General features: G+C 65.0%; 18 protein-coding genes and 1 riboswitch. Of the genes, 2 read left to right on the top strand and 16 right to left on the bottom strand.

The window, feature by feature from the left end; translation table 11 throughout:
* Positions 1 to 62: 62 nt before the first annotated feature.
* The 11 genes from AWB72_RS00405 to AWB72_RS00455 form a co-directional block, all read right to left on the bottom strand.
* Positions 63 to 1,184, bottom strand: coding sequence for a TraB/GumN family protein (locus AWB72_RS00405; protein WP_040048609.1), 1,122 nt, complete (start codon positions 1,182 to 1,184; stop codon positions 63 to 65).
* Positions 1,177 to 2,181 carry a peptide ABC transporter ATP-binding protein gene (locus tag AWB72_RS00410; protein ID WP_040048545.1) on the bottom strand — a complete coding sequence of 335 codons (1,005 nt, stop codon included), beginning with the start codon at positions 2,179 to 2,181 and terminating at the stop codon, positions 1,177 to 1,179. The genes AWB72_RS00405 and AWB72_RS00410 overlap by 8 nt, the downstream gene beginning before the upstream one ends.
* Positions 2,178 to 3,209 carry an ABC transporter ATP-binding protein gene (locus AWB72_RS00415; protein ID WP_052449655.1) on the bottom strand — a complete coding sequence of 344 codons (1,032 nt, stop codon included), beginning with the start codon at positions 3,207 to 3,209 and terminating at the stop codon, positions 2,178 to 2,180. The genes AWB72_RS00410 and AWB72_RS00415 overlap by 4 nt, the downstream gene beginning before the upstream one ends.
* Before the next feature lies 1 nt (position 3,210).
* Positions 3,211 to 4,128 (bottom strand): ABC transporter permease subunit, encoded by a 918-nt coding sequence (locus AWB72_RS00420; RefSeq protein ID WP_040048546.1) that lies wholly within the window; start codon positions 4,126 to 4,128, stop codon positions 3,211 to 3,213.
* 94 nt (positions 4,129 to 4,222) lie between these two features.
* Positions 4,223 to 5,233, bottom strand: a complete 1,011-nt coding sequence (locus AWB72_RS00425) for an ABC transporter permease subunit (protein WP_040048547.1) — start codon at positions 5,231 to 5,233, stop codon at positions 4,223 to 4,225.
* A 122-nt stretch (positions 5,234 to 5,355) separates the two neighbouring features.
* Positions 5,356 to 6,987, bottom strand: a complete 1,632-nt coding sequence (locus AWB72_RS00430) for an ABC transporter substrate-binding protein (protein ID WP_087127758.1) — start codon at positions 6,985 to 6,987, stop codon at positions 5,356 to 5,358.
* A 272-nt stretch (positions 6,988 to 7,259) separates the two neighbouring features.
* Positions 7,260 to 8,099, bottom strand: a complete 840-nt coding sequence (gene metF, locus AWB72_RS00435) for a methylenetetrahydrofolate reductase [NAD(P)H] (RefSeq protein WP_040048549.1) — start codon at positions 8,097 to 8,099, stop codon at positions 7,260 to 7,262.
* Between the two features lie 28 nt (positions 8,100 to 8,127).
* Positions 8,128 to 8,481 (bottom strand): phage holin family protein, encoded by a 354-nt coding sequence (locus AWB72_RS00440; RefSeq protein ID WP_040048550.1) that lies wholly within the window; start codon positions 8,479 to 8,481, stop codon positions 8,128 to 8,130.
* Between the two features lie 101 nt (positions 8,482 to 8,582).
* Positions 8,583 to 10,004: an adenosylhomocysteinase gene (gene ahcY, locus AWB72_RS00445; RefSeq protein ID WP_040048551.1), complete on the bottom strand. Its 1,422-nt coding sequence runs from the start codon at positions 10,002 to 10,004 to the stop codon at positions 8,583 to 8,585.
* Positions 10,005 to 10,036: 32 nt separating this feature from the next.
* A riboswitch (S-adenosyl-L-homocysteine riboswitch) is annotated at positions 10,037 to 10,183 on the bottom strand.
* Between the two features lie 79 nt (positions 10,184 to 10,262).
* A complete protein-coding gene (locus tag AWB72_RS00450; RefSeq protein WP_040048552.1) occupies positions 10,263 to 10,985 on the bottom strand; it encodes an LrgB family protein in 723 nt (240 codons plus the stop codon).
* A 21-nt stretch (positions 10,986 to 11,006) separates the two neighbouring features.
* Positions 11,007 to 11,465, bottom strand: a complete 459-nt coding sequence (locus tag AWB72_RS00455) for a CidA/LrgA family protein (protein ID WP_040048553.1) — start codon at positions 11,463 to 11,465, stop codon at positions 11,007 to 11,009.
* Between the two features lie 124 nt (positions 11,466 to 11,589).
* On the opposite strand from AWB72_RS00455, the gene AWB72_RS00460 reads away from it, so the two are divergent.
* The gene (locus tag AWB72_RS00460; protein ID WP_040048554.1) at positions 11,590 to 12,519 is read left to right on the top strand and encodes a LysR family transcriptional regulator; all 930 of its coding nucleotides are present in this window, start codon (positions 11,590 to 11,592) and stop codon (positions 12,517 to 12,519) included.
* Between the two features lie 74 nt (positions 12,520 to 12,593).
* On the opposite strand, the gene AWB72_RS00465 is transcribed toward AWB72_RS00460, so the two are convergent.
* Positions 12,594 to 14,324 (bottom strand): OmpA family protein, encoded by a 1,731-nt coding sequence (locus tag AWB72_RS00465; RefSeq protein WP_040048555.1) that lies wholly within the window; start codon positions 14,322 to 14,324, stop codon positions 12,594 to 12,596.
* A 335-nt stretch (positions 14,325 to 14,659) separates the two neighbouring features.
* Between AWB72_RS00465 and AWB72_RS00470 the strand changes: the two genes are divergently transcribed.
* Positions 14,660 to 16,378, top strand: a complete 1,719-nt coding sequence (locus tag AWB72_RS00470) for an isovaleryl-CoA dehydrogenase (RefSeq protein ID WP_087127759.1) — start codon at positions 14,660 to 14,662, stop codon at positions 16,376 to 16,378.
* Between the two features lie 24 nt (positions 16,379 to 16,402).
* Here AWB72_RS00470 and AWB72_RS00475 read toward each other — a convergent pair whose 3' ends face one another.
* From AWB72_RS00475 to fliS, 4 genes are read right to left on the bottom strand one after another with little or no spacing between them, the layout of a single operon-like run.
* Entirely contained in the window at positions 16,403 to 16,705 is a 303-nt protein-coding gene (locus AWB72_RS00475) for an EscU/YscU/HrcU family type III secretion system export apparatus switch protein (RefSeq protein ID WP_040048557.1), read from the bottom strand.
* A complete protein-coding gene (fliK, locus tag AWB72_RS00480) occupies positions 16,702 to 18,000 on the bottom strand; it encodes a flagellar hook-length control protein FliK (RefSeq protein ID WP_040048558.1) in 1,299 nt (432 codons plus the stop codon). The genes AWB72_RS00475 and fliK overlap by 4 nt, the downstream gene beginning before the upstream one ends.
* A gap of 53 nt (positions 18,001 to 18,053) precedes the next feature.
* A complete protein-coding gene (locus tag AWB72_RS00485) occupies positions 18,054 to 18,383 on the bottom strand; it encodes a flagellar protein FliT (RefSeq protein ID WP_040048559.1) in 330 nt (109 codons plus the stop codon).
* A 31-nt stretch (positions 18,384 to 18,414) separates the two neighbouring features.
* Complete coding sequence (fliS, locus tag AWB72_RS00490) at positions 18,415 to 18,834, bottom strand: flagellar export chaperone FliS (protein WP_040048560.1); 420 nt, start codon at positions 18,832 to 18,834, stop codon at positions 18,415 to 18,417.
* Between the last annotated feature and the right edge of the window lie 136 nt (positions 18,835 to 18,970).

The following is an 18,970-nucleotide window of genomic DNA, read 5'->3' on the forward strand; positions in this document are numbered from 1 at the left end:
AACAGTGTCGTTGGCGTCTGATGCGATTCGAAAGCATACGCCGATGATCGAATTTCCAGAACCTACCCCCCCACCACCACAAACCCCCTCCTCCTCAACAACTCCAACACCCCCCTCTCTCCCCCGAGATGCAGCGCCCCGATAGCCACGAAAATCGGCTTATCGGGCGCGCTCAACGCCACCATCCTCTGCACGAACCGTCGATTCCGCTCATACACCACGCGGTTATCCACCTGGGCCGCCAGCACCTTCGACCTCGCCAGCTTGCTGCTCTTCGCATCGTCCCAGGCCTTCAGCGCGTCCGCATCGCCGATACGCCACAGCCGATGCAGCTCCTTCACATCCGCCACATTCTCCGCCGACGTCTGCGCGAGATCCTCCGCGAGCATCTCCCGCTGCTGCGCGGACGTGAGATGCGTGAACGTCGATATCTGCTCGTTCAGCGTCTCCAGTCCCACAATCTTCCCGCGCACGCGCAAATACACGTTCTGCAATTGCGCCTCCGTGCCGTATTCGCTCTGAAACCCCGCCTTTAGCGTGTCATAAGTCTGAATCAGCATCGACGCAAGCCACGGCCGCGTATGCCGCAGGTTCTTCAACGCCGCAGGATTGCCCCGCATGCGCGCCTCGACCTTCTTCCACATCGATTCCGGCAGATAGTCGATCAGACATTCGCTGCGGCACATTCCATAGCGGTTCACGTCGTCTTGCGACAGCAGCAGTTCATCGGGGGAAATTTCGAGCGCCAGTATGGGCGATGCATCGAGCGCCGCGAGAATCGGCTTGCGGAAAGGCTGCTCGGGCGGATAGTCGCTGGCATAGCCCACATGCAGCGTGCCGAGCAGATAGATCGTCGTCGCGCCGCGCGTGGCGACATAAAACGGCATGCGCGCCGGCTGCACGCGCACCGGGCCCGTTGCCGTCGTGCCGGTGGAACGGTCGGTGCGCGAAGGCGATGCCGGCGGCGCAGGAACATCGGTCGCGCTGGCATCGCCCGCGGGCTGCGGTGTGCCGCCCGGCGCGCTGCGCGATCCGGTGACGGCGAAGGCTGCCGTCGATAGCGCGATCACCAGCGTGATCGCGCAGCTCGCGACAAGGGCGCGCCGCGCGAGCAGCGCCATGCCGCGAGACGCAAAGCGGCGCGTCCGGTCGATCACCCGACGCGCCGCCCGCGATTCAGGCATCGCCTTCACCGACCTCCTCGGCGCGATGACACGACACCTGCCGGCCATCGACGACACGCAGCGCCGGCTCTTCCACGCGGCATCGCTCGATCGCATACGGGCAGCGCTGATGGAACGTGCAGCCCGACGGCGGATTCAGCGGCGACGGCATCTCGCCCTGCAGCTTGATCTTGATGCGCCGGTCTTCCTCGAAGAGCGCGGGCGTCGCGGACATCAGCGATCGCGTGTACGGATGCCGCGGATTCGCGAAGATCGTCTTCTTGTCGCCAAGCTCGGCAATGCCGCCGAAGTACATCACCATCACGTCGTCGGCAATGTGCTCCACCACCGACAAGTTGTGCGAGATGAACACGTAGCTCGTGCCGAATTCCTGCTGCAGATCCATGAAGAGATTCAGAATCTGCGCCTGAATCGATACATCGAGCGCCGACACCGGCTCGTCCGCCACGACGATCTGCGGATCCAGAATCATCGCGCGCGCAATCGCCACGCGCTGACGCTGCCCGCCCGAGAACATGTGCGGATAACGCGACGCATGCTCGGGCCGCAAGCCGACCGTGCGCATCATCTTCGCGATGCGTTCCGCGCGTTCCGTCGACGAGAGTTTCGTGTTGATCGCGAGCGGCTCGCCGAGCGTCTGCTCAACCGTCTTGCGCGGATTCAGCGATGCGAACGGGTTCTGAAACACCATCTGCACGCGCTGTCGCAACTCGGCGATCTTCGCCTTGCTCGCGCCCGCCACGTCCTCGCCTTCAATCAACAAGCGGCCCGACGTGGGCGCCTCGATCATCGTCAACTGACGCGCGAGCGTGGACTTGCCGCATCCCGATTCGCCGACGACCGCGAGCGTGCGTCCGCGCTTGAGCTCGAACGACACGCCGTTCAGCGCCTTCACCGTGCCGTGCTTGAATGCGCTGCGCTTCACGTCGTAATGCTTCGTGAGCTTGTCGGCGGCGAGCACGATGTCCTGCTTCATTTCCTTCGGTATCGCGTTCATCGCGCGCCCTCCCCGACGATCTGCGCCTCACGCTCCACGCGCACCGCCTGCTTCACGTCGTCTGCGACGTTGAGCGGCTTGATGCAACGCGCGCGCACGGCCGGATCGTTCCAGTCGAGTTGATACAAATGCGGCCGGCCCTTCCAGCAGTCATCGACGACATACTTGCAGCGCGGCGCGAAGAGACAGCCGCTCGGCCTGTCGTCGCGGCCCGGCACCATGCCCGGCAGCGCGGCGAGACGCGCCGCGCCACGGCTATGCTCGGGAATCGCGGCCAGCAGCGCTTCCGTGTACGGATGATGCGGCTCGCTGAAAATGGCCGGCACGTGATTCGTTTCGATGATCTCGCCCGCGTACATCACCGCGACACGCTGCGCCACTTCCGAAACCACCGCGAGATCGTGCGAGATCAGCACGAGCGCCATGCCGCGTTCCTTCTGCAGCTTCACGAGCAGTTCCATGATCTGCGCCTGGATCGTGACGTCGAGCGCCGTGGTCGGCTCGTCGGCGATCAGAAGCTTCGGATTGCACGCCACCGCCATCGCGATCATCACGCGCTGGTTCATGCCGCCCGACATCTGATGCGGAAACGCATCGATGCGGCTTTTCGCATCCGGAATGCCGACCTGATCGAGCAGCTCCAGCGCGCGCTTGTGCAATGCATCGCCGCGCAATCCTTCGTGCAGCTTCAGCACTTCCTTGATCTGATAGCCGACGGTATAGCTCGGGTTCAGGCTCGTCAGCGCGTCCTGAAACACCATCGCGATATCTTTGCCGATGATCCTGCGACGCTCGCGCGCCGATGCCTTCAGCAAATCGCGTCCGTCGAACGTGACCTGATCGGCGGTGACTTTGCCGGGATGATCGATGAGGCCCATTAGCGCCATCATCGTGACGCTCTTGCCCGAGCCGGATTCGCCGACGACGCCGACCACTTCGCCCGGCGCCACCGACAGGCTGATGCGATCGACCGCTTGCGTGCCGCCGAACGTCACCTGCAGGTTACGGATAGTCAATAAATCGTTCATGTCATCCCATCCGTTTCAGTTTCGGATCGAGCGCGTCGCGCAGACCGTCGCCGAGCAGGTTGATCACGAGCACCGAGACGAGGATCGACAGACCCGGCATCGTCACGATCCACCATGCGCTTTCGATGTAATCGCGCGCCGATGCGAGCATCGCGCCCCACTCCGCCGCCGGCGGCTGCACGCCTAAGCCGAGGAAGCCGAGCGCGGCGGCATCGAGAATCGCGGATGAAAAGCCGAGCGTCGCCTGCACGATGAGCGGCGCGGCGCAGTTCGGCAGCACTTGCGAGAACATGAGCCGCACGGTGCCCGCGCCCGCCACGCGCGATGCCGTCACGTATTCCTTCTGCAATTCGCCGAGCGCCGATGCGCGCGTGAGGCGCACATAGCCCGGCAGCGCGACGATGGCGATGGCGAGCATCGTGTTGACGAGTCCCGGCCCGATGATCGCGACGACGGCGACCGCGAGCAGCAGCGAAGGCAGCGCGAGCAGCACGTCCATCACGCGCATGATCGGCGTGTCGAGCCAGTTGAAGAACGCGGCCATGAGACCGAGCACGACGCCCGGGATCAGCGCCAGCACCACCGAAACGAAGCCGATCCAGAACGACAGCCGTGCGCCGTACATCAGGCGCGAGAGGATGTCGCGGCCGGCTTCGTCGGTGCCGAGCAGGAACATGCGATTGCCGCCTTCGAGCCACGCGGGCGGAATCTTCACGTAGTCGCGGTATTGCTCGATCGGGCTATGCGGCGCGATCAGCGGCGCGAAGATCGCGACGAAAATGAGCACCAGGACGATCGCGCCTGCCGCGACGGCGCCGCGATTGCGCGAGAAGTTCGCCCAGAACTCGCGCGCCGCGACCATGCGGCCGGACGGGGGCGTGAGCGCGCCGGGCGGGAGATTGTTTTGGATATCAGCCATAACTATGCCTCGCGCCGAGCCGCCTCAAGCGAGGCATGCGCCCCCTCGGAGGGCAGCGAACGAAAGTGAGTGTGGGGGTAGTCCATCTGTTTCCTCAGCGAGTATGGCGAATGCGCGGATTCAACACGCCGTACAACAGATCGACGACCAGATTCACGATGATCACGAGCGACGCGATCATCAGAATGCCGCCTTGCACGACCGGATAGTCGCGGCGCGAAATGGCGTCGATGAGCCACTTGCCGACGCCCGGCCACGAGAACAGCGTCTCGGTCAGCACCGCGCCCGCGAGCAGCGTGCCGACTTGCAGACCGATCACGGTGACGACCGGAATCAGCGCATTGCGCAGCGCATGCACGACGACCACGCGCAACGGCGACAAGCCCTTCGCGCGCGCCGTGCGGATGTAGTCCTCGCGCAGTACTTCGAGCATCGACGATCGCGTCATGCGCGCGACGACGGCCAGCGGAATGGTGCCGAGCACGATGGTCGGCAGAATCAGATGGCTCAACGCGGACGTGAACGCGCCTTCGTCGGTGGAGAAGAGCGAGTCGATCAGCATGAAGCCGGTGACGTGCGGAATGTCGTATTCCACCGCGATGCGGCCCGACACCGGCGTCCACCCGAGCTTCGCCGAGAAGAACATGATGAGGATCAAGCCCCACCAGAAGATCGGCATGGAATAGCCGGTGAGCGCGGTGCCCATCACGCCGTGATCGACGACCGTGCCGCGCCTGAGCGCCGCCGCGACGCCAGCCGGCAGGCCGACGACGAGCGCGAAGATCATCGCGCAGATGGACAGTTCGACGGTCGCCGGGAAGCGCGCGAGGAACTCGCCCATCACGCTCGTGTTCGTGATGATCGACGTGCCGAGATCGCCTTTCAGCGCGTGCCCGACGTACGTCAAGTATTGGAGCGGAAGCGGCTGGTCCAGACCCAGGCGCTTCATGGCTTCGGCGTGCATGGCCGGGTCCACGCCCCGCTCGCCCATCATCACTTCGATGGGGTCGCCGGGAATCAGGTGGATGAGCGCGAACGCGAGAATCGTAATGCCGATGAACGTCGGTATCACCATTCCTATGCGTCGCAAAACGAATCGGAACATGATCGCCCTTAGATATCGTTCGTGGGGTAAAGACGTGACCGGCGGCCGGATCGTTGCGATCCGCGCCGCCGGCCCTGTTTCGACTGATGCTTTTCTAGCGCAAAAAGCGTTCCGTCAGCTGATTACTGCATGCCGACGCCATCGAAGCGCACGTAGCCGAGCGGCTCGATCTTCATGTTCGTCACCTTCTTGCTGACCGGCTGATAGACGGTCGAATGCGCGATCGGCGAGAACGGCAGTTGTTGCGCGAAGATCTGCTGCGCGTCGGTGTACGCCTTCGTGCGCGCGGCGACATCGGTGGTCGAACGGCCCTTCACGACGAGATCGTCGAACGGCTTGTAGCACCACTTCGAGAAGTTGCTGCCCTTCACCGCGTCGCAGCCGAGCAGCGTGCCGAGCCAGTTGTCGGGATCGCCGTTGTCGCCGGTCCAGCCGATCAGCATTGCATCATGCTCGCCCGCGTGCGCGCGCTTCAGATACTCGCCCCACTCGTACGACACGATATTCGCCTTCACGCCGATCTTCGCCCAGTCGGCCTGGATCATCTCGGCCATCAGACGCGCGTTCGGGTTGTAGGCGCGCTGCACGGGCATGGCCCACAGCGTGATCTCGAAGCCGTTCGGGAAGCCTGCCTTCGAGAGCAGTTCCTTGGCCTTCGCGGTGTCGTACGGATTCGCTTTCAGGTTCTTGTCGTAGGACCACTGCGTCGGCGGCATCGGTGCGGTGGCTGCCTGACCCGCGCCCTGATACACGGAATCGATGATCGCCTTCTTGTTGATCGCCATGTCGAGCGCGCGGCGAACGTCGGCATTGCCGAGGTCCTTCTTCGTCACGTTATACGCAACGTAGCCTTCGTTGAAACCGGCCTGCGACGGCGTATCCACATTCGATGCCGACTTCAGCGCCGAAATGTCGCCCGGGCGCGGATAGCTCATGACCTGGCATTCGTTGCTCTTCAGCTTCTGCACGCGCACGGCGGCATCCGGCGTGATCGAGAAAATCAGCTTGGAAATCTGCACCGCGTTCGGCTTCCAGTAGTCCGGATTGCCGTCGAAGCGGATGGTCGCGTCCTTCGTGTAGCTGCGGAAAATAAACGGGCCCGTGCCGAGCGGATACTGATTGATGTCGGCGGCCTTGCCGTCCTTCAGCAACTTGTCCGCGTATTCGGCGGACAGGATCGACGCGTATTCCATCGCCATGTTCTGAATGAAGGGTGCGCTCACTTCCTTCAGCGTGAACTTCACGGTGTACGGATCGACCTTGTCGATCTTCGCGATCAGCTTGTCGAGGCCCAGGTCCGTGAAGTACGGGAACTGCACGTTGTACGCCTTGCGGAACGGATGGTTCGCATCCAGCATGCGGTTGAACGTGAAGAGCACGTCGTCGGCGTTGAATTCGCGCGTCGGCTTGAAGTACGACGTCGTCTGGAACTTCACGCCATGACGCAGATGGAACGTGTACGTCAGGCCGTCCGGCGAGACGTCCCACTTTTCCGCGAGACCGGGTTCGACTTTCGTGCCGCCGCGTTTGAATTCGACGAGGCGGTTATAGACGGTGAAGGTGTTCGCGGTGAAATCGGTGCCCGTGGTGTACTGCGCGGGATCGAAACCGGCGGGGCTGCCTTCGGAGCAGTAAATCAGCGTTTTGTTCGGGATTGCCGCGTTCGCAGCGCTCGCCGCGAACAACGTTGCCGTAGCGACAGCGCCCATGAGCGCCGACAAGCGGGCGGCTCGCAACAGGCCATTCTTCTTCATGTTTCCTCCAGGTCAGTGCCGGCTTCTGGCCGGCGTAGCGCGATATTACTTGATCGCGTCCTCCGCCTTGTTAGCGGACGAAAAAACCGGGCGCAACACTAGCATGAACAAATGTCACGCGGGCTGTTGGTTTTCCCCACTTTCGCCGCGCGAAAAAGCTCGGACCGCGAAACGTCGTCGCGCAACCGAAAGTCTTCTGAAAAGGAAGGAGAAAGAAGAACCGCGCGGCGAGCGCCGCGCGGGTGATGCCAGGTGATGCTAGTTGACGCTTTTTATGCGCTCTTGAAGCCGAGCCGTTCGCAGATGGTCTTCGTCGCGGCCGCGCCGTTCAGCGTGTAGAAGTGCAGACCGGGCGCGCCGTCGTCGACGAGACGGCGGCACAAGCCCGTCACCACGTCGAGGCCGAACGCGCGGATCGACTCGCGATCGTCGCCGAAGCTTTCGAGCCTGCGCGCGATCCACTTTGGCACTTCCGCGCCGCACATGTCGGAGAAGCGCATCAGTTGCGAGAAGTTGGTGATCGGCATGATGCCCGGCGTGATCGGCACATCGACGCCGAGCTTCCTCGCTTCGTCGACGAACTCGAAGTACGCGTCCGCATTGAAGAAGTACTGCGTGATCGCGGCGTTCGCGCCCGCCTTCACCTTGCGCGCGAAGTTCTCCATATCGACGCGCGGCGAACGCGCTTGCGGATGAAACTCCGGATACGCGGCCACTTCGATGTGGAACCAGTCGCCGTGCTCCTGGCGGATGAACGCGACGAGCTCCGACGCATAACGCAACTCGCCGACTTCGCCCATGCCCGAAGGCAGGTCGCCGCGCAACGCGACGATATGGCGAATGCCGTGCTCGCGATACGCGCCGAGAATCGACCGCAGGCTTTCCTTCGACGAACCGATGCACGACAGATGCGGCGCCGCCTCGAAGCCTTCCGCCGCCATTTCGAGGACGGTATCGAGCGTGCCCTGCTGCGTGGAACCGCCCGCGCCGAAAGTCACGGAGACGAACTTCGGCGAGAGCTTCGCCAGTTGCGCGCGCGAGGCCCGCAACTTGTCCACGCCTTCCTGCGTTTTCGGCGGGAAAAACTCGAATGAGAGTTCGATGGGTTTCATGATGATGTGTGCGCGTGAAGCGCGGCGGCTAGCCGAAGTTGCGCTGCCCGAAAATGAGCGCCGACAGGAGCCACGACACGATGCTGTAGAGAATCGAGCCGAAGAACGCGGACCAGAAACCCGACACTTCGAAACCTTTCAGCAGCGACGAGCACAGCCAGAAGCACAGCGCATTCACCACGAGGATGAAGAGGCCGAGCGTGAGGATGGTCACCGGCAGCGTGAGGACGATGAGCACGGGCCGGATGATCGCGTTGATCAGGCCGAGCACGATCGCGATGATGAGCGCCGTGCCGAAGCTGCGTATGTGAATGGACGGCACCAGATACGTGATGATCAGAAGCGCGAGCGCGTTGATCAGCCATGTCAGCAGCACGGTCATCGAGGTTTCTCCGGTTGGTCGTCGTTCGGGCAACGCGCCGCACGGATGCGCGTGCATCCGTGCCGGCATTGCCGCCGCTTGCTCGCGTGCGTCGCGGGCAATTAATAGCGGTAGTGGTTCGGCTTGAACGGGCCGTTTTTATCGACGCCGATATAGCCGGCCTGCTCGTTCGACAACACGGTCAGCTCCGCACCGATGCGGCCGAGGTGCAGGCGCGCGACCTTCTCGTCGAGATGCTTCGGCAGCACGTACACCTTGTTCTCGTACTGGTCGCCGCGCGTGAACAGTTCGATCTGAGCGAGCGTCTGGTTCGTGAACGAGTTCGACATCACGAACGACGGATGGCCGGTCGCGCAGCCGAGGTTCACGAGACGCCCTTCAGCCAGCAGAATGATGCGCTTGCCGTCCGGGAAGATGATGTGATCGACTTGCGGCTTGATGTTGTCCCACGTGTACTGGCGCGTGGACGCAACGTCGATTTCCGAATCGAAGTGACCGATGTTGCAGACGATCGCGTTGTTGCGCATCGCCTTCATGTGGTCGTGGTTGATCACGTGGTAGTTGCCCGTCGCCGTCACGAAGATGTCGGCCTTGTCGGCGGCGTATTCCATCGTCACGACGCGATAGCCTTCCATCGCGGCTTGCAGCGCGCAGATCGGATCGATTTCCGTGACCCACACCGTCGCGCCGAGCCCGCGCAGCGATTGCGCGCAGCCCTTGCCCACGTCGCCGTAACCGGCCACGACCGCGATCTTGCCCGCGATCATCACGTCGGTCGCGCGCTTGATGCCGTCCACGAGCGATTCGCGGCAGCCATAGAGATTGTCGAACTTCGACTTCGTGACCGAATCGTTCACGTTGATGGCCGGGAACGGCAGGCGGCCTTCCTTTTCCATCTGATACAGGCGATGCACGCCCGTCGTCGTTTCTTCCGTCACGCCCTGGATGTGCGCGAGGCGCGTGGAGTACCACGTCGGATCGGCGTCGAGGTGGCGCGCGATCGATGCATACAGCGCGACTTCTTCCTCGTTCGTCGGCTTGGCGATGACCGAGCGATCCTTCTCCGCCTTCGAGCCGAGAATGAGCAGCAGCGTGGCGTCGCCGCCGTCATCGAGAATCATGTTGGCGAATTCGCCGTTCGGCCATTCGAAAATGCGATGCGAGAATTCCCAGTACTCGTCGAGCGATTCGCCCTTGAACGCGAACACGGGCGTGCCGCCATCGGCGATCGCGGCGGCTGCGTGATCCTGCGTGGAGAAGATGTTGCACGACGCCCAGCGCACGTCCGCGCCCAGCGCCGTCAGCGTTTCGATCAGCACGCCGGTCTGAATGGTCATGTGCAGCGAGCCGGCAATGCGCGCGCCCTTCAGCGGCTGCTGCGCCTTGTACTCTTCGCGCGTCTGGATGAGACCCGGCATTTCCGTCTCGGCGATATCGAGCTCTTTGCGGCCCCATGCGGCGAGCGACATGTCGGCGACGACGTAATCCTTGGAGTTTTGGGAATCGAGAACTGCGGCGTTCATCACGCCCTCCTTTTCTAAAAAGACTAGAAATGTTGACGTGAGCGCCGTTCGAATGCGGTGGCTTGACGGGCGTTTTCACCTTGAAGGTAAAGCGCCTTCGAACCGTCCGGATTGAATGCCTCCGAGCCTGGCGGATGCTGCTTTTCAGCGGATCATCCGTCGCAACGCTCCTCGGGGGCGAGCGTCGATTGTAGCAAAGTCTTATGGAATGGTTTGGCTTTCAGCGTGCGCCGATTCCATCTTTCGGCGACGTGCGAATCAGAACGGCAACGCCGAAAGCAGCGGCGCGAGCAGCACCATCACGACGCCCGCGATCATCATCGTGAGGCTGGAAACCACGCCTTCTTCGCTCCCCAATTCGCGCGCTTTCGCCGTGCCGACGCCATGCGCCGCCGCGCCGAACAGCGCGCCGCGCGCGAGCCGCGTGCGCAGCGGCACGAGCGCGAGCACGAGTTCGCCGAAGAGCATGCCGCAGACGCCCGTCGCGATCACGAAGAGCGCGGTGAGGTCTTTCGGCGCGTGAATCTTGTCGGAGACGGCGAGCGCGAACGGCGTGGAAACGGAGCGCGTCGCGAGACTGCGCTGCAGTTCGGGCGACAAATGCAGCAGCTTCGCGAGCGCCAGCGATCCGCCGACGCCCACGAGAATGCCGACCGTCACGCCGACCGCCAGCGAAATCCAGTGACGCTTCAAGAGCGCGCGATATTCGTAGATCGGCACCGCGAACGCGACGGTCGCGGGTCCGAGCAGCCACATGAGCCAGCGCGTATCGGCGAAATAGACCGAATACGGGATGCGCGCGGTTACGACGACGAGCGCCAGCACCGCCGGAACCGCGACGAGCGGCGTGAGCCACGCGCTCTTGAAGCGCGCGTAAAGCCGCTTCGACGCGAAATACAGCGCGACGGTCAGCACGAAGCATCCAGCCGCGATCAGGCGGCCGGCGTCGTCATCGAAAAGGGATGCGTAAAGGTGGCTCATGGTCGTGCGCTCAGGGCGTATTCAGGCGCGGGCCGCGTGACGGGCGACGAGCGCGCGGCGCAGCGCGAGACGGCGTTCGAGGCGCGCGGCGCGATCGACGGCGAACGCCACCGCGATCATCACCATCAGCGTGCCGCCGACGACCACCAGCGCGAGCCGCCAGCCGTCTTCCATGAACAGCCCGCCGTACTGCACCACCGCGACCGCTGCGGGAATGAAAAACAGCAGCATGTCGGCGAGCAGCCAGTCCGCGCCGGCCTTGACCCAGCGCGGCGCGATGCCGCCGCACATCAGCAGCAGAAGCAGCGCGATCAACCCGACGACGCCGCCCGGCACCGGCAGCGCCAGCTTGCGCGCAACGAAATCCGCTGCGAACCAGATGCCGGCGATGCCCGCCGACTGCACCGCGACGCGTACGAAACGCGCCGCCGTCGCGCGGGCGTCGGTGGAAGGCGTGGGATTGGGGAGAACGGCGGCCATGGCGGATTCCGGTTATTGTTTCGACTAGGGGTTAACCTGTATGTCGAGTATATGGGCGGTGCTCTCATAAAAAAAATGACTTAAGCTCATCCATATCATTCCGATCTGGAATCCGGAGCCCGACATGGAACTGCGCGCGTTGCGATATTTCGTCGAAGTGGTGAAGCAGAAGAGTTTCACCACGGCGGCCGAGCACATGTTCGTCACCCAGCCGACGATCAGCAAAATGGTGAAAGCGCTGGAAGACGAAGTCGGCTCGCCGCTGTTGCTGCGCGAGGGCCGCCAGATGGTGCTGACGGATGCCGGGCAGATCGTGTATCAGCGCGGCATCGACGTGCTCGCGGCGCACGCGCGGCTCGAAACCGAACTGAACGATCTCGGCACGTTCGGGCGCGGGACGCTCACCATCGGCATTCCGCCGATGGGCGGCTCGCTTTTCACGCCCGCCATCGCGGCGTTCCGGCGGCGGTATCCGAAGGTCGAGCTGAAGCTGTTCGAGCGCGGATCGAAGGCGATCGAAGCGGCGCTCGTCGATGGCGAACTGGAACTCGGCGGCGTCCTGCAGCCCGTCGATACCGACATGTTCGACGTGCTGCCCGTCAGCCGCCAGCTTCTATGGCTCGTCGCGGCGAAGGGATCGCGCTGGGAGGACATTCGCGAAGTGCCGCTCGCCGATCTCGCGGCCGAGCCGTTCGTGTTCTACGGCGAAAGTCTCGCGCTCAACGACATCGTGCTTCAGGCATGCCGCGAGGCGGGCTTTTCGCCGACGATCGTCGGGCGCAGCGGGCATTGGGATTTCATGGCGGCACTGGTGCAGGCGGGCATCGGCATCGCGCTGTTGCCCGCGCCGTATTGCCGGCGCCTCGACGCCGACGCGTTCACGTGCCGCCCGGTCGTCGCGCCGGAAATTCACTGGGACATGGCGCTCGGCTGGCGGCGCAACGGTTATCTGTCGCATGCGGCGCGCGCGTGGATCGAGGTCGCGCGCGAAACGCTGCCCGCGAATCTGGATCAGGATTTCATGGCCGACGGCTTCGCCCGCGCGCGACGCTAAAAACGCGTTCCGCCAATGAAAACGCGCCGGAGCCGCAGATCGCGGTCCGGCGCGTGATTCATTGAGAGAGCGAATTAGCTCGCTTCCCTGAACTCGATGCGGCGATTCGCCAGGCGTCCGGCCGCCGTCGAGTTGTCCGCGATGGGATTCGCCGAGCCGAAGCCTTCCACCGTGAGCGAGTCCGCCGGGATGCCGTGCTTGACGAGATACGCGCGCACGGCTTCCGCCCGCTTCTTCGACAGTTCCTTGTTCAGCGCCGCGCTGCCGGTGTTGTCCGAGTAGCCGGCGATGTGCAGCTTGATCGGCGTGGCGTGCCCGTTGCACGCCTTCAGCGCCTTGACCGATTTGGCGAGCGACGCCATGGCGGCAGCGGGCGGCGTGTTCGAGCCGATGCGGAAATTGACCGGCTTCAGGTTCAACATTCGCGCGACGACCAACGCGGAGCACGCGTCGCCCGTTGCTGGAGCCGAAGCGGAGGAAGCAGACGATGCAGCGGAAGCAGCCGAAGCCGCGCCGATATTCCAGCCCGCGCCGAGCAACGGCTTCAGCTTGTCCAGCCAGCCGAGCTTCGCGTCGGCGGCCTTGCCGTCCAGTTCGATCTTGTCGCCCGTAATCTGCACGCGTGCGCCCGGCAGCGTCACGACAGGCAGCAGCTTGTCGATCTTGCCGATCCATGCCGACGGCTTCACGTCAGGATCGACCGTCACGTTCGCGTGAAATTTGCCCGCGCCGCCGAGCTTGGCGGACAACGCGTCGATCAGGCGCTGCCGCTCTTCTTCGCTGCCGACCGTCGCGTTGAGCGTCGGCACGCCGGAAGCGTCGACGGCGAACGATGCGCTTGCGTCCTTCGTCGGCTGAATCGCCGGGGCCGATGCCTGATCCGGCGCGGATGCCGACTTGTCGGCGGTCACGGCGCCAGCGGAAGCCGCCGAAGAATCAGAAGCCGCCGAAGAATCCGAAGCCGTCGCAGCCGCCGATGCCGAAGCACCAGCGTCCGCTTGCGCATCCGATGCGTGCTCTTTCGGCTTCTCTTCGGTCGAGCAGCCGCGCGCGACCAGCGCGGCGAACAGCGCGAGCGCCGCAGCGTTGGCGACCCACAGCCACTTGCGCTTGCCCGACTTGTCCTTCTCTTCGCCGTCCGGTTCGGGTGCGGCGGGATCGCTATGAATGGGGAACGCCGCCGCTTCCTGCGTGGCCGGATGCTCCAGATGCGACGACACCGCCTTCAGCCGCGTCGCGACGCCCGCGAGGAACGCGCCGACCGAGCCGAGCCCGAGCGCCTGCGCGAACGCGTCCGTCATGTTGGCGCGCACGACAGGCAGTTGATGGCCGAGCAGCGTCGGCAACTGGCCGACCTGCGCATTGTGCTGCGTGAAGTAGCGCTTCAGCAGCCCGAGGATGGTCGCGCCGACCACGCCCGTCAGCGTGCGCGTGGCGCTCGCCGCCACGCCCGTGTATTCGGCGATGCGTTCGCTCAGCAGGTTGAGGCTGTCGTGCGACGCGACCGCGCCGTCCACCGATGCGCCCGTGGCCAGCAACGTCTGCATGCCTTCGTCGCGGACGACGAAATGCGGCAGTTCGTCGGCGATATGCGTGTTCACGGTTGGCGCCATGATCGACGCAAAAAGACTGCGCGCGCCGTCGAGCGACGACGCCTTGTTCATCATCGAGCCGATGAGCGCCGGGCCGCACAACGAAACGACGCGCTTCGCGGATTCCGGCGTGCAGCCGATGCGCGTGGCGAGATGCTGCAGCACGCTTTCGTTCAAGGCGCCCTGCACCAACTGGTTGAGGTTCATGCTCATTGCGAATGCTTCCTGAAAAGCCGTAGTGGCACGGGCTGTCGGCCCAATAAAGTCGAGCCGATTATAGGTTCGGGTTCCTGCACATCAGCGCGGCCGACTAAACAATCGGATTTCTCTCAGCGATCGGCGCTTTCAGACTGCGCCTCAGAAAAGTTGGCAGCTTTGTGACAACCGCGCCGCGACGCCCGGCCGGACTGAAGAGAGCAATGCCTCTACACCTCAGCCGAAAGCGCGGCCTATCATGGTTTCATCCGGGATAGCGGCCGCGTGGCCGGTGTCACGCGTGACTGACAACGGCGGCTCACCGCGCCGAACGCTTTCAGGGAGACCGACGCATGAACTCGCCTTCGGCCGATGCACACGATCATCCTTTCGGCGTGACACACGAAGTCACGAATCAGCCGCCGCCGCTGTGCGATTACGACGCCTTCGCCGCCGATCGCGCGCTCGCTGCCGCCGTCGATCGCGAAGGCGCGAGCTGGCACGCGAATGCGCTGACCCGCGACGCCCGCGCGCTCACGCAGCCCGACGTCCTCGCGCTCGCGGAGCTCGCCAATCGCCACACGCCGGAACTGGCGACGCACGATGCGCGCGGCGAGCGCATCGACGCAATCGAGTTTCATCCGGCGTGGCACGAACTGCTGCGGCGGCTGCGTCACGAAGGATTGCAGGCGCTTCCGTTCGAACCCGGCGCGCGCGCAGGTTCCATGGCCGCGCGCTGCGCGAGCTACTTCCTGCACGGCCAGCTCGAATCCGGTTCGCTGTGTCCGATCACGATGACCTTCGCGAGCATTCCCGTCTTGCGCAACGAACCGGCGCTGTATGCGCGGCTCGCCGGGCCGCTGCTTTCGCGCGAGCACGATCCGCGCGACATTCCGCTCGAAGCCGGCAAGCGCTCGATGATGATCGGCATGGGCATGACCGAAAAGCAGGGCGGCTCCGATGTGCGCAGCAATCGCACGCGGGCGTATGCGGCCGGTGCCAGCGGAACGGGCGGGCGCGGAGGCGAATACCGGCTCGTCGGCCACAAGTGGTTCTTTTCGGCGCCGCAATGCGACGCGCATTTCGTGCTCGCGCGCACCGCCGACGATGGCGGCCTGTCGTGCTTCTACGTGCCGCGTTTCGCGCCGGACGGCCGCAAGAACGCGGTGCGCGTGCAGCGGCTGAAGGACAAGGTCGGCAATCGTTCGAACGCGAGCAGCGAAGTCGAATTTTTCGATGCCTACGGCGTAATGATCGGCGATGAAGGACGCGGCGTGCCGACGATCATCGAAATGGCGAACTTCACGCGGCTCGATTGCGTCATCGGCAGCGCGGCGCTGATGCGCGCGGCGCTCGTGCAGGCGATTCACCACGCGCGGCATCGGAGCGCGTTCGGCGCGCGGCTCGCCGATCAGCCGTTGATGCGCAACGTGCTCGCGGACCTCGCGCTGGAATCGGAGGCGGCGACGCTGCTGTTCATGCGGCTCGCGGGCGCGTTCGAGCAGAGCGCGGCAACCGGCAGCGCGCCGCTGATGCGCGCGTGGCGGCGCATCGTGACGCCGGCCGCGAAGTTCTGGGTGTGCAAGCGCGCGGTCGAGTTCACCGGCGAGGCGATGGAAGTCTGGGGCGGCAACGGCTATGTCGAAACGGGGCCGATGGCGCGTTTTTATCGCGAAGCGCCGGTCAATTCGATCTGGGAAGGCTCGGGCAACGTGATGTGCCTCGACGTGCTGCGCGCGTTCGAGCGCGAGCAGGACGCGGCGCACGCGCTGTTCGACGACTGGCGGAATGCGGCGGCGCAATATCCGGCGCTTTCGGCGGCATTGCAAGGGCTCGTCGCGATGCTGACGGGCGATGCCGCGTCGCGCGAGGCGTCGGCGCGGGGCATTGCTCAGCGGCTGGCGTTATGCGCGCAAGGCGTGTTGATGGCGCGGCATGCTCCGGCGGACGTGGCGCAGGCGTTCATCGAAACGCGGTTGGGCGACGCGCGCGGCGAAACGGGGCGCGTGTTTGGGACGCTGCCGGCGCGGTTCGATCATCGGGCGATCGTGGAGCGGGCGTTCGGGGTGTAGAAGCGGCGCGCGAGCCTGCGCGCCTTACCGCCCCGCCCTTCCCGCCTCGCGGATCGGCTCTTCGTTCTCCAGCCGATAAACCCACGACAGCAATTCCGCCACCGCGTGATAAAGCGCCGGCGGGATATGCGAATCGAGATCCACCTGCATCAGCAGCGACACCATGTCGGGCGAGTCGTGGACGTACACGCCCGCTTCCTTCGCGCGCTGCACGATCATTTCCGCGATCAGCCCGTAACCCTTCGCGACGACGCGCGGCGTCGCCTCGCGGTTGCCCGCGTCGTAGGTGAGTGCCGTCGCCTGCTTGCGGCCGTAGGGCGTGCTCATGCCGAGCCTCCGTCGCCAGCCGGCGATGCGCGGAACAAATGCGCGAGCGGCGAGCGCACCGGCTTCGCGCCCGCGTCGCTCGCGTTGCCGCCGCCGTTGAGTTCGATATCCGCGCCGTCGATCGAACGCACCGACATCGACGCGAGCGCAATGCCCGCCGCATCCAGTTGACGCGCGAACGCCGCGCCTTCCGACGCGAGACGGCCCGCGCCCTTGTCGCTCGCCTTGATGCGCACCGCGAGCTTTTCGCCCGTCAGCACGAGTTCCGCGTCCACGGTGCCGAGCGCCGGCAGCGAAAGCGTCACGCGCGTGCGCCAGGCGCGGTCGTCGGCGGGAGCCTCGGACGGGCGGGCATCGCGCGGCTCGCGGGCGATTTCCCATTCGAAGCGCGTGCCCGGCCACGCCTCGCCTTGCCAGCGGAACTGGCCGTTGGCGAGCACGTCGAGTTGCTGACGGACGACATCGAGCGTCGCCGGATGAATGCCCGCCGCAACGGACGCCTGCACCGCCGATTCATGCGTTCCCGGCTGCGCGGCCGCCGTGGGCGCGGCGCTCGCCGTCTGGGAATTGGACAGCACCGAAGCCGGCGCATCGCGCACCGAAGCGGCGAGCGCGGCCGCCTGCTGCGGCGTCTGCGGCATCGCGACGGGGCGCGCGGGCAGCGGGGCATCGGTGAAGTCGGGGGTCGTAGCGGGATGCGCGGACCACGCATCGCCGGCGAAATCGAGCGGCATCGCGCGGGGATCGACGCGCGCCTGCGGCTCGTTCGAGAGCGACGCCGCGCTGCGCTGCCCCGCGAGCCATTGCGCGAGATGCGATTCGTAGAACAGCCCGCTTTCGCCGACGGTCTTCGCCAGCCCTTCGGCCAGCGCGCTCGCCGGCAGCGGCGGCAGGTTCAGGCTCGCGGCGCGCGCAGCCGCGACGGCGGCGGCGTTGGAGGAGAAAGCGGTATCGAAGAGACCGGTGGTGAGCGCGGCGAAGGCGCTCGCGGGACGCGGCGGCGTGGGCCATAAAGGCGTGTCGCCGATGACGGCGGGCGCCGCGCCGCCCAAGCGGGAGATCACGTCGAGCGTGCGCGCGACGCTGGAAAGCTCGGTTTGCGCCGATGCCGCCGACGCACCCGGCGCCGCCGTGACGGGCGTATCGACGGAATGGAACGCGCCCGCTTGCGTCGTCGTCCGGCTGGCGGCGGCGCCGGTCGCGCCGTTGACGCCATCGGCTGCGCGGATCGCGGACAGAACGAGGTCGGTGCGGCTCGCGAGCAAGGCCGCGAGCGTGGAATCGAGTCCTGTCATGCCGAAATCCTCATGGGCGTCCGCCGTGCGAAGCGGCGGGCGCAAGGCGGCTGCTAACGCAGTCCGACCATCTTTTTCAGAACACGCGCCGTGCTGTTGACGGTGAAGAGCGCCGACAGGCGCGCGAGACTCGGCGAGCTCAGATCGCGAATGGCGGCGTCGTCGGCGAGAATCTTCTTCACCAGGTCCAGCTTGCGCGCCCGGGCGCTTTCGTCGAGGTCCGATCCGGCGTTCGTTTCCTTCAACTGATCGACCAACTCGCGATACGCGCTCTGCATCGCCTTCAGTTCGCTCCATTCGCCCTCGCGCGCCGCGACCAGCATCTGGGCGGAAAGTGCGGCGATGGCTTCGTAGTGAGCGAAGTATTCTTGTGTGGTTTTCATTCTTCTCCGGCAGTCGCCCGCCGCTTTCCGTTCAGACGGCGGCCGCGGTCATCTTCGCCACTTCCGGTCCGATTCCAACCCACGCTTCCTCGAGCGTCGCCAGCAAGTCGTCCACTTCCACGAGCATCGTCTCGTCCTGCTTCAGGTTCGCTTCCAGAAGCCGGCGCGTCATGTACTCGTACAGCGCGTCCAGCCGCTGCGCGATTTCGCCGCCCGCTTCCTTGTTCAGCGCCTGTTGCAGACCGCTCTCGACGATGCTGATCGCCTTGCTGATCGCCGCTCCGCGTGCGCCGACGTTGTTCTGCTGCTGATGCATCCGCGCCTGCGCGATGGCCTGCCGCGCGCCCTGATAGAGCATCACGATGAGCCGGTGCGGGCTGGCTCCCATCACGCCCGTCTGAACGCCGACGCGCGCATATGCGTTGGCTCCCGCCTGTCCCTGCGAATACATCGATGGCTCTCCCAAATTGCGATGCCGGCGCGGCGCTTCGGGCCGCCCGTCCGGACGCCTGCGGCGTCTGCCCGGTAAAAGTCGGTGCTGGCGAAAACACGCTGGCGCCGCCCGCTGTCGCGAGCGAACCATCGTT

It is taken from the genome of Caballeronia concitans, assembly GCF_001544615.1.
GTDB lineage: Bacteria > Pseudomonadota > Gammaproteobacteria > Burkholderiales > Burkholderiaceae > Caballeronia > Caballeronia concitans.

Bases quoted from the DNA above. Each gene is read 5' to 3' on its own strand.
- AWB72_RS00415 (WP_052449655.1), bottom strand. From the start codon at position 3,209: ATGAACGATTTATTGACTATCCGTAACCTGCAGGTGACGTTCGGCGGC.
- AWB72_RS00410 (WP_040048545.1), bottom strand. From the start codon at position 2,181: ATGAACGCGATACCGAAGGAAATGAAGCAGGACATCGTGCTCGCCGCC.
- AWB72_RS00430 (WP_087127758.1), bottom strand. From the start codon at position 6,987: ATGAAGAAGAATGGCCTGTTGCGAGCCGCCCGCTTGTCGGCGCTCATG.
- AWB72_RS00460 (WP_040048554.1), top strand. From the start codon at position 11,590: ATGGAACTGCGCGCGTTGCGATATTTCGTCGAAGTGGTGAAGCAGAAG.
- AWB72_RS00420 (WP_040048546.1), bottom strand. From the start codon at position 4,128: ATGGCTGATATCCAAAACAATCTCCCGCCCGGCGCGCTCACGCCCCCG.
- AWB72_RS00485 (WP_040048559.1), bottom strand. From the start codon at position 18,383: ATGAAAACCACACAAGAATACTTCGCTCACTACGAAGCCATCGCCGCA.
- fliK (WP_040048558.1), bottom strand. From the start codon at position 18,000: ATGACAGGACTCGATTCCACGCTCGCGGCCTTGCTCGCGAGCCGCACC.
- metF (WP_040048549.1), bottom strand. From the start codon at position 8,099: ATGAAACCCATCGAACTCTCATTCGAGTTTTTCCCGCCGAAAACGCAG.
- fliS (WP_040048560.1), bottom strand. From the start codon at position 18,834: ATGTATTCGCAGGGACAGGCGGGAGCCAACGCATATGCGCGCGTCGGC.
- AWB72_RS00440 (WP_040048550.1), bottom strand. From the start codon at position 8,481: ATGACCGTGCTGCTGACATGGCTGATCAACGCGCTCGCGCTTCTGATC.
- AWB72_RS00475 (WP_040048557.1), bottom strand. From the start codon at position 16,705: ATGAGCACGCCCTACGGCCGCAAGCAGGCGACGGCACTCACCTACGAC.
- AWB72_RS00405 (WP_040048609.1), bottom strand. From the start codon at position 1,184: ATGCCTGAATCGCGGGCGGCGCGTCGGGTGATCGACCGGACGCGCCGC.
- AWB72_RS00450 (WP_040048552.1), bottom strand. From the start codon at position 10,985: ATGAGCCACCTTTACGCATCCCTTTTCGATGACGACGCCGGCCGCCTG.
- AWB72_RS00455 (WP_040048553.1), bottom strand. From the start codon at position 11,465: ATGGCCGCCGTTCTCCCCAATCCCACGCCTTCCACCGACGCCCGCGCG.
- ahcY (WP_040048551.1), bottom strand. From the start codon at position 10,004: ATGAACGCCGCAGTTCTCGATTCCCAAAACTCCAAGGATTACGTCGTC.
- AWB72_RS00465 (WP_040048555.1), bottom strand. From the start codon at position 14,324: ATGAGCATGAACCTCAACCAGTTGGTGCAGGGCGCCTTGAACGAAAGC.
- AWB72_RS00470 (WP_087127759.1), top strand. From the start codon at position 14,660: ATGAACTCGCCTTCGGCCGATGCACACGATCATCCTTTCGGCGTGACA.
- AWB72_RS00425 (WP_040048547.1), bottom strand. From the start codon at position 5,233: ATGTTCCGATTCGTTTTGCGACGCATAGGAATGGTGATACCGACGTTC.